The organism is Blautia acetigignens (assembly GCF_025566865.1).
Classification (GTDB): Bacteria; Bacillota; Clostridia; order Lachnospirales; family Lachnospiraceae; genus Blautia_A; species Blautia_A acetigignens.
Map to the genome: position 1 here is coordinate 21,880 of NZ_JAOQJM010000025.1, position 6,386 is coordinate 28,265.

The 6,386-nt window shown below is 41.5% G+C and carries 6 protein-coding genes, 1 tRNA gene and 1 pseudogene; 3 read left to right on the top strand and 5 right to left on the bottom strand.

The genetic code is table 11. The features are described from left to right. The first annotated feature begins 8 nt into the window (after positions 1–8). On the top strand, positions 9–170 hold the full coding sequence (locus OCV70_RS17855) for a hypothetical protein (RefSeq protein WP_173767896.1): 162 nt from the start codon (positions 9–11) through the stop codon (positions 168–170). Further along, the gene (locus tag OCV70_RS17860) at positions 167–3,625 is read left to right on the top strand and encodes a DEAD/DEAH box helicase (RefSeq protein WP_173767898.1); all 3,459 of its coding nucleotides are present in this window, start codon (positions 167–169) and stop codon (positions 3,623–3,625) included. Before OCV70_RS17855 ends, OCV70_RS17860 begins: the two co-directional genes overlap by 4 nt. 26 nt (positions 3,626–3,651) lie before the next feature. Here the strand turns inward: OCV70_RS17860 and OCV70_RS20270 are convergent, their stop codons facing one another. Further along, positions 3,652–3,765 (bottom strand): DUF6783 domain-containing protein, encoded by a 114-nt coding sequence (locus OCV70_RS20270; RefSeq protein WP_416795317.1) that lies wholly within the window; start codon positions 3,763–3,765, stop codon positions 3,652–3,654. A 137-nt stretch (positions 3,766–3,902) separates the two neighbouring features. On the opposite strand from OCV70_RS20270, the gene OCV70_RS17865 reads away from it, so the two are divergent. After that, positions 3,903–3,975: transfer RNA gene (locus OCV70_RS17865), tRNA-Lys, on the top strand. Here the strand turns inward: OCV70_RS17865 and OCV70_RS20275 are convergent. The 4 genes and pseudogenes from OCV70_RS20275 to OCV70_RS17880 all read right to left on the bottom strand — a co-directional run. Then, a pseudogene (locus tag OCV70_RS20275) lies at positions 3,941–4,075 on the bottom strand (DUF6783 domain-containing protein); the annotation flags it as partial. The gene OCV70_RS17865 and the pseudogene OCV70_RS20275 overlap by 35 nt on opposite strands. 167 nt (positions 4,076–4,242) lie before the next feature. Further along, on the bottom strand, positions 4,243–5,166 hold the full coding sequence (locus OCV70_RS20370; protein ID WP_195588282.1) for a hypothetical protein: 924 nt from the start codon (positions 5,164–5,166) through the stop codon (positions 4,243–4,245). A gap of 266 nt (positions 5,167–5,432) precedes the next feature. Next, positions 5,433–5,849 carry a phage holin family protein gene (locus tag OCV70_RS17875; protein ID WP_117851031.1) on the bottom strand — a complete coding sequence of 139 codons (417 nt, stop codon included), beginning with the start codon at positions 5,847–5,849 and terminating at the stop codon, positions 5,433–5,435. Between the two features lie 116 nt (positions 5,850–5,965). Next, on the bottom strand, positions 5,966–6,386 hold a 421-nt coding region (locus OCV70_RS17880; protein ID WP_262579959.1), incomplete at its 5' end, for a hypothetical protein.

Genomic DNA, 6,386 nt, shown 5'->3' on the forward strand with positions numbered 1-6,386 from the left:
TTTTTATTATGAAACGAACCACCCCACTGCAAAAATATGCTGCCCAGTTCCGCTACGAACACAAAAACATGAACGACCGCTTCTCCGGCGTCAAAAAACACGCCAACGAACTCTCTAAACTTTTAGACGGCATGTTTCCGAAAGATAAGAAAGAGAAAGAGAAAAAATGATAGAATGGAAAAAAAACCTCTCACCCACTACCACCAGCAAGGGAACGCAAAATGATAATATGTATCAGTTACTTGGCGGTGCCCGTAACAACAATGATTCTGAAGATGATTCCGCATTAGAAGAAAATCTCCTTAAGCTAAAAAATTATACTTATTTTGACGGTGACAAGATTCTTGCATCTTTGAAGCTTTCTGCTAAAGATAAGAAAAATGGCGAAGCAATCTACCGCCAGAATAAAGTAAACATCTCAGATATCTCAAGCGGCTATTCTCATCTGGGAGAACGATGCGGACAGGCAGATGCTGTCTTTAATGTCGGAAGAGATACCTTTCATACAACAATTATCTTCAATAATAAGGAAATAACTTACTCTAAATGTTACTGCCCGGAATGCAGCAGGAAATACTGGGGCTGGTACTCTGACAATGCCAAGTGCCAGTATACCGCTGCCCTTGCCTTTTACATCAAAGATTTTGTAAAACAAAATAATTTTGCAGATGCAACTGATATGAATGGCAATTATCTTCTGTCCACCTATCGAAAAGGACAGATAAAAAATACCCAAAAAGAACAGCCTGCTCCTTCTGCTCCCAGTGTTTCCCTGATTCCCCGCCTGACACAAAAAGACAGCCAGTTATCTGTTTCATTTAAAGTCGGTACAGACAAACTATTTGTTGTGAAAAAGCTGGACGATTTCTGCAGTCAGGTCCATAACAGTGAAACTGTCAAATACGGAACAAGCACGGTAATCAGCCACAAGCTGCAGGATTTTACGGAAAAAAGTCAGAAATGGATCCGTTTTATCGACCAGATTGTCCGGGAAGAAGCACGTTTTGTTAATAAAATCGAAGCTTCCGGCACATATCTCCCTAAGAAATTTAATGTTGGCAGTTCCCTGGAGCTGTTTGGCTGGCGCCTGGACAGCTTTTATGAAAATCTGTCGGAGGACAAAATTGAGTTTGAAAATAAATCTGACTCTGCCGCAAAAAAGAAAGCCCAGCTTCATTGTGCTATTGGAAATCCCCGGATCACCATGCAGATTCTGGATGCTTCCAAAAATAACAACCAGTTTGACGGTGTCACTGTAAAAGGAAGCCTGCCAGAGTTATTTCACGGAATGGACTTTGCGTATTTCATTCAGGATGACCGCTTTTGCAAAGCAGAACCTGATTTTATGGAAAAAGCAAAGCCCTTGTCAGACCTTTCCCGCAATGGACAGTTTCATTTCCAGATGGGCCGCAATACATTATCTAATTTTTACCACAATGTACTGCCCCAGTTACAGGATATTGCTGATATTACGGAAGAAAATCCTGAAAAATTCAGGCAGTATCTGACTCCGGAAGCGCATTTTGTATTTTATCTGGATATGGAAGACGACAATATCACCTGCAAAATAAGCTCTTTTTACGGTCAAAAAGAGTATTCCTTATGCAAGGCCTTTTTCGACAACAGCATTCGCACGGAGCAACAATTCCGTGATTTTCCTCTGGAAAACAGTGTTCTTGGACAGGCAATGGAATGGCTGCCTTATTATGATGCCGACTTTGACGTCCTGCACTGTGCCGGAGAAGAGGATCTGGTTTATCATATGATGGAATCTGGAACGGACGCTCTTATGGAGCTTGGTGAGGTACGCTGCACCAATCGTTTCCGAAGCAAGCACACCCTGAAAACAGTAAAAGTTTCTGTGGGCGTATCCTTGTCCGGAGGGCTTCTGGATCTGAATATTTCCACAGATGATATTTCCAGTCAGGAGCTTTTGGATGTCCTGAAAAGCTATCAGCAGAAGAAAAAATATTACAAGCTGAAATCCGGCGAGTTTGTAAACCTGCAGGAGCAAAATCTGGAAATGCTGGCGGAGCTGATGAAAACCCTCCACCTTACCCCCAAAGAATTTGTCAAGGGGAAGATGCACCTTCCTGCATACCGTACCTTATATCTGGATCAGATGCTGGAAAGCAATGAGAACATTTATGCCAACCGTGACCGTCATTTCCGTGAAATCGTAAAAGGCTTTAAGACTATCAATGACGCTGATTTCGAAGAACCGGAAAGTCTTTCCAAAATTATGCGTCAATATCAGAAAAACGGCTATAAATGGCTTCGCACCCTGGAAGCCTGGAAATTTGGCGGTATCCTTGCTGATGATATGGGTCTTGGAAAAACACTGCAGGTTATCGCAGTTCTTCTCGCTGCAAAGCTTGAGGGAAAAACGGGTACTTCTCTGGTAGTCGCCCCGGCGGCTCTTGTCTTTAACTGGGGTGAAGAGCTTGCCAGATTTGCTCCTGCTTTAACGGTTTCCCTGATTGCAGGAAGTCAGGCAGAGCGTCAGAAAAAGCTTCAGGAATACCAGAATTTCGACGTTCTGGTGACTTCCTATGACCTTTTGAAAAGAGATATCGACCAGTATGAGGAAAAAGAATTCTTATACGAAATTATTGACGAAGCACAGTATATTAAAAATCACACAACTGCAGCTGCCAAATCTGTAAAAGTGATTCAAAGCCAAACCCGTTATGCCCTTACCGGCACTCCTATTGAAAACCGCCTCAGTGAGCTTTGGAGTATTTTCGATTATTTAATGCCTGGATTTCTCTATGGATATGATACCTTCAAGAAGGAATTTGAAACTCCAATTGTAAAAAATGAAGATGAAGCAGCTATGACGCGCCTGCAGAAAATGGTTTCCCCATTTATTCTGCGCCGTCTGAAAGAAGATGTACTTAAGGATCTTCCGGAAAAGCTGGAGGAAATCCGTTATGTCAAATTCGAAGATGCTCAGCAAAAGCTGTATGACGCACAGGTTGTACATATGAAAGAAAAAATCGCCCAGCAGAACGAGGGTGAATTTAATAAAAATAAACTGTGGATCCTTGCTGAGCTTACAAAACTGAGACAGATCTGCTGTTCACCTTCTCTTTGCTTTGAAAATTATCGGGGAGAAGCTGCCAAGCTGGAAGGCTGCATGCAGCTGATCCAGAGTGCCATGGACGGCGGTCATCGTATGCTTTTGTTTTCCCAGTTTACCTCTATGCTGGCCATTCTTCAGGATAAGCTGGAAAAAGAGGGAATTCCTTATTATATTATTACCGGGGAAACGTCCAAGCAAAAGCGTCAGGAGCTGGTAAAGCAATTTAATTCGGACACTACCCCTGTATTTCTCATCTCCCTGAAAGCAGGCGGCGTGGGATTGAATCTTACAGGAGCAGATGTGGTTATCCACTATGATCCCTGGTGGAACCAAGCAGTGCAAAATCAGGCCACAGACCGCGCCCACCGCATTGGTCAGACCAAAAAAGTAACGGTGTACAAGCTGATTGCCCGAAATACTATTGAAGAAAAAATCCAGAAGCTTCAGGACGCCAAGCAAAATCTCGCTGAACAGATCATCAGCGGTGATATGGGACAGCTTGGCAGCATGAGCAGGGAGGATATTCTGGAGCTGTTATAGGAAATATTTTTTATTATTTTCTTCCATTACTTAGAGCGTGTTTGAAAAAGACTTTCTGCAAGGTGTACATCACAATTTGCCGAGGTGTACATTTTGCAGAAATGATTTTTTAACCCTCGAATACCTGCAAATAACTGCATTTATTGCCCAGGCGACAGCAATCGTAAATATTTTCGAAAAAATTTAAAAAAATTATAAAATTCCTATTGACTTTTATCTTCCATATGCTATAATACATCTTGCGTTGAGGAAATAACAAATCAACGAAATAAAAAAAGCGCCTTTAGCTCAGTTGGTAGAGCACCTGACTCTTAATCAGGGTGTCCAGGGTTCGAACCCCTGAAGGCGCACTGAAAGCACTGTTTTTGCGGACAAAGCGATTGCCGCGGGGACGGTGTTTTTTTGTGCCCTGGCTACGACAACCGAATTCGGGTGAAATATACCGCAAAGTGGGGCGTGCAGATTGCAGGAATGATTTTTCAAACATGCCCTAGAAAACAATGGCTATCTGGGTTCTTGCATATTCCTTATGCGTCATCAAAAATAGAACCAGGAAAACATCAGCACATAGTACTGCCATTCCCTGGTCCTGTAAAATTAGGTATTCAATCTTCTGCTTACTTGCCTTGCATTAAAGCAAGCTTTTCTTTTAGAAGTAAAAGTTCCTTTTCCGCATTGTCAGCACGTATTTTCTCTGACTCTGCACGACGATGTTCTTTTTCTGCGTTCAGCCGCTGTTTTTCTGTATTCTTTCGTTCCGCTTCTCTCCCAGCCTCGAACTCTTCTTTTCGTAAAATCTCTTCTTCCCACTCCCGGTCATATTCAAATATACTCATTGCAACCACCTCAGCTTTATTCACCAGGAGAAATTCCCGCAGAATTCCTTCCCGAATGCATTCTTCCACTGCTTTTTCTACCGCTTCATTTAAACTCAGCGTTTTCTTGTATGTTCTTACTTTTGATACGTACTGGGCATATTCTTTCAGGATCTGGCAACTCTCCATCAACTTTTGGTTGTAGCCTTCATTGATATTAATCACCAGGACCTTCAGTTCCAATGCAGGCTCTCCATTGGATGTTTCGTATGCATCGGACAGGCGGTGCTCCATACGTTCTCCGATCTTACGGTTCCCGTTGTAGAATACAATAAACTGCGGTGCGGGAATTTTCTGCTGTCTATTGGAGTACAGGGAAATTCCTTTTTCCTTTATATACTTCTCGTATTCCTTAGCTATATACATCAGATCACGCAGGGGAATATTAGGATTATATGTAGACTGATGCTCCCACAGAAACAAGGCCAGATCCAGGATAAATGCCAGATCATTTTTCATGCTCATGTAGATGGCATTCTCCAATGTTACAATCTCCAGCTGATCACAATCGCTGTAGTTTTTCCCATTTAGTGCATTGTACAATGACAGCAGATTTTTCTTATCTGAAAAAAGCATTCGAAAAATAGTATCCTTGTACTTCCTGTTTGCTACCGGGAAGATGCTCTGCTCCTCCTGTACTCCACTGTCAGCTTGTAGTTCCATCATAATAGGTACTCCTTTCCCAGGAGACCTGAACACGCTTATTTCGAAATCTCCTGCTCTTAAATGTTTTTGGATTAAAAGCATAGATTTCTGAAATGTGTTTAGATAATACAAGATAGTGCCAACGCACTTTGATAATTGAAAGAAATATGCTTTGTGTTTATCTTAGCACAGTCTGGGCTTTTTGGAAATAGGAAATATATTAAAAATATATAAAATAAATTTTATAAGTCATAGATTGAGGACAATATTTTACAGATGGGTTTTTTCTATGCATTTTTCTCGCTTTTTAGGGCGTCAATGCTTTTTCGGAGGATTTCGGGGAGGGGCATGCCCATGAGGCCGGCGTTTTCTATGATGGAAAGTGCCTCATTGCAGATAAATCCGATGCATACAGCGTCACGAACATATTCTGTACCCATCAGGGAATCTAACTGTGCGCCTACCAGAACATAAAATAGTGTCATCGCTTTTCGACAAAGTCCTTTCCAGCCTGCATGGCTTTCCAAAGCACCATTTTGAGATTTGGGGCTTTTCTGGAAGACTACGGGCAAAAGGATTCCGCCAGTCAGCCAGTCGATGGTCATGAAAATTATCAGGGTCTGCAAGGATTTATCCCATCCGCCCAGCAAAGAAATGACGGCGCTGCCGATAAAGCTTATGATCGTTATAATTCGGTACTTCATTTTTCACCTTCTTTCAAAAAAGAGTACAAAAAGGGAATGGTTAGTCGAAAATACCAACCATCCCCTGTGGTTTTGATTTACACTAGCTTGGAAGTATACATTCTAAATTTTACATATCACCGCTTTCTTTTTTTGCTTTCTTCATAAAGCCTTTTACGTTCTTCTCGCATTTTAGTTTTTTCTTCCAGTATACGTTCATGTTCTTTTCTTTGCGCAAAATCTCTGTCAGTGGTAACATTCACATCCCATTCTTTCAACAGATTCATAATTTGTTCTTTCTCTTTTTCATCATTAAAAATAACGAAAAACTGTTCAAAAATGTTCAAGGAAAAATAAATTCTCTCGATCGTCGTCATTCGTTTGCCTTTTGGCGTCAATGCTTTATTAGAGAAAAAAATTCCTTCCCACCTTTCCCCCCTTACTACCCCAATGTCTCCATAAGTAATCACTTCGAGCTCTTTCCATTTAAAATTCCTTTTTACTCCAAACCAAGATACGCTTCCCCCTTCTTGATTTAGTTCTACCATTCTTAAATGT